This window comes from Nonomuraea lactucae (assembly GCF_003313395.1).
GTDB classification, from domain to species: domain Bacteria; phylum Actinomycetota; class Actinomycetes; order Streptosporangiales; family Streptosporangiaceae; genus Nonomuraea; species Nonomuraea lactucae.
Genome location: NZ_QNFZ01000642.1, coordinates 1 through 2,700 on the forward strand (window position 1 = coordinate 1; position 2,700 = coordinate 2,700).

Here is a 2,700-nt window from a genome sequence, read left to right on the forward strand (position 1 = left end):
CCTGGCCGCGGACAGCCGGAGCCGGACCCGGCTGCCCGCGCGCACCGGCCGCCCCGCGATCACCGCCTCGGCCGGGCCGCGCCGTTCCATCCGCGCCCAGAAGTCCATCTCCTCGCCTTCCGTACCGTTCATGTGGTCGGCTCCGTGCGCAGGACGCCGTGCAGCCGCATGAGCTGCTCGGGTGTGAGCGAGTCGCACCGTTCGAGGATCTCCCGCGCCCGCGGATCGCCGTCGCGGATCTCGCGCTTCTCCTCGTCGCTCAGCGCGAGCACGCTCAGGGTGAGCAACTGGTCGATCTCCGTGGCGTCGAAGAGGTCGCCCGGGCTCTCCGGCGCGATCCGCGGGTGGTCGTAGAGGATGATCGGCGCCGACAGCACCGTGTGCCGCTCGCCCTCCTCGCCGACGAGCACGGGCCAGGTGCCCAGGTTGCGGCAGTCGGCGGCGAAGGACCTCAGGTCCTCGGGCGGGTCCATGAGGGAGACGAACAGCCCGCCATCGGCCCGCAGCACGCTGTGGGCCGAGATCAGGCTGTGCCTCATCGCCTCGGCCCGGTCGTCGCCCTGCCAGGGTGTGGTGTTGACGACCCGTACCGTGACCCTGAGGATCCCCGCCCGCAGCCGGTCGGCGCGCACCTCGACGTGACCGCGCAGCGCCTCCCAGCCGCGCACCACCGCGCCGGCCCGCCGCCCCGCCTCGTCGGACAGCCACTCGGTCTCCTGGCCCGCCGGGACGTCGATCAGGATCCGGTGCGGCCGGCGGAGCAGCCCGGCGAGATCGAGGCCGCTCGCCGCGACCTCCCGCTCGACCGCCTCCTCCCACGGCAGGAACCGCCGGTCACCCACGGTCAGCTCCGGCACGGGCTCGAGCCCGTCTCCTCGCGCACGGGCCGTCCGGCGCGAGACGAGATGCAGGAAGCGCACGTGCACGTCGAGGGTGCCGGCCGGATCCGCCTCGACCAGGCACTGGGTCTGCGTCAGCCAAGGGTTGCCCTCGTGCGCCCTGCCGTAGGGTTCGGGGTGGACGCCGCCGATCGTCCAGCGCTGCTGGTTCTTCAGCGCCGACCGGCGGTAGGGCCACAGCAGGTATCCCTCGTACAGCACGGCCCGCGCGATCTGCCTCACCTGGTCCATCAGCCGCCCGCCTCCTTCAGCAGCGTCTCCACCACGTCGTCCCAGAGGGGCAGGGCCCGCCGGGTCCGGTACGCGCACAGCAGGTCGAAGGTGTCGCGGCTCAGCCGCAGCCAGGCGGTGGCCGGGAAGTAGCGTTCCATCAGGTCCTTCCACACCGCGACCGGCATGCGGAAGTCCGCCTCGGTGTCCCACGGGATGCGCGTGGCCCGCAGCCGGCCTTCCGCCAGGTAGAACGTCGTCCCGCTGAAGAGGAACTCCAGCGGCACCTCGCCGCCGGTCAGGCCGTGGAAGTATTTGACCACCGCGACCTCGAAGTCGAAGGTGCACGGCACCCGGACGAGCGCGCGCGTCTCGCCGGTGAAGGCGGGCACCTGCGTGACAGTCTGCGCCCACAACAGGCTGCGCAGGCTCCGGCCCCACATCTCCGGCGGGCCGAACAGCTCGGCCAGCCGTTCGCGGCTCGCCTCGTCGTAGGAACGGCGGGCGGCCGAGATGCGGATCTGGGTGTCCAGGACGAGCGAGCGCACCTCGGGGCCGCCCGTGTTGCCGATCCTCAGGCCGAACTCGAGGGCCGGCACGGCCGCGAACTCCGCCGCCCGGACCTCCTCGACCTCGATGCGCAGGGCGGGCGCCGTTGTCTCGTTCGGCATCGGGCTCAGGCCGGAGACAGGTTGGGCATGCCGGGCTCGATGGGGTCGCGATCGGCCGGGTTGATGCCGGTGGAGCGCGCGGCGGTGGAGCGCCCGTCGGGCAGGTGCCCCTCATGCCTGTCGTAGTTGCCGGGGGCGTTGCCCTCGTGGACCCCCTTGACGTGCGCGGGCGCGTCGGGGCGGACGTCGGGCCGCCCCGTCTTGATGGGTTCGTCGGTCTTCCTGGCCATCGCGTGCTCTCCTCAGGTGCGCGGCGGGTGGTCCGGGGTCACGGTCGTGGACCGCCGGCGTAGGTCGGTGAAGAAGTTCGAGATCGCGTCCCACACCTCCGGCCCGCCCGCCAGGCCCTTCCAGTGGGTCCTGAGCAGGCCGACCAGCGTGTAGCAGTCGTCGACGGGCACGATCCAGTGATCCCTGGTGGCGCCCGTCCGGTTCACCAGCAGGGCCTCGACGTCGGGGGCCAGGCCCCGCAGCACGGCGTTGGCCGCCGCCAGCCGCTCCCAGGTGGCCTCCTCCAGCGGCGACTCGACGGCTCCGGCGGGGCTCGGATAGAACAGCGCCGTCCTGCGCGCCGCCGAGTCCTGGAACAGGAACGCCATCTGGACGGGGATGCGCAGGCCCGCCCAGGTGTCGTCGTCGAGGACGAAGCCCTCCAGGAGCCACCGGCGGTCCGGCACCAGGCGGTAGTGCCCGCCCCCCGCGGCCGAGTGGTCGAACAGCACGGCGCAGGCGCGGCAGGCGCAGCGCAGCTCGCGGGCGGTCACATCCAGGAGGTGCCGGTGGCGCGCCGCGACGGGGGCGGCGCACAGGCCGCACCGCTCCGCCCCGTCCCCCCGTTCCTGCTGGGCCGTCCTGTCTTCTTGTGCTGTCGTGTCCTCCCGGGTCGCCCGGCCGGCCTCGCGGCGGACGAGCCGGCGCAG

At 73.3% G+C, this 2,700-nt stretch carries 4 protein-coding genes; all 4 read right to left on the bottom strand.

All coding sequences use genetic code 11. The features are described from left to right. Window positions 1-128 precede the first annotated feature (128 nt). A complete protein-coding gene (locus tag DQW85_RS24675; RefSeq protein WP_113702393.1) occupies window positions 129-1,130 on the bottom strand; it encodes a hypothetical protein in 1,002 nt (333 codons plus the stop codon). Next, complete coding sequence (locus DQW85_RS24680) at window positions 1,130-1,780, bottom strand: DUF6084 family protein (RefSeq protein WP_113702394.1); 651 nt, start codon at window positions 1,778-1,780, stop codon at window positions 1,130-1,132. The genes DQW85_RS24675 and DQW85_RS24680 overlap by 1 nt, the downstream gene beginning before the upstream one ends. A gap of 5 nt (window positions 1,781-1,785) precedes the next feature. Next, a complete protein-coding gene (locus DQW85_RS24685; RefSeq protein ID WP_113702395.1) occupies window positions 1,786-2,010 on the bottom strand; it encodes a hypothetical protein in 225 nt (74 codons plus the stop codon). 12 nt (window positions 2,011-2,022) lie between these two features. Continuing rightward, the coding region (locus tag DQW85_RS24690; RefSeq protein ID WP_205315377.1) for a DUF5947 family protein at window positions 2,023-2,700 on the bottom strand (678 nt) is incomplete at its 5' end.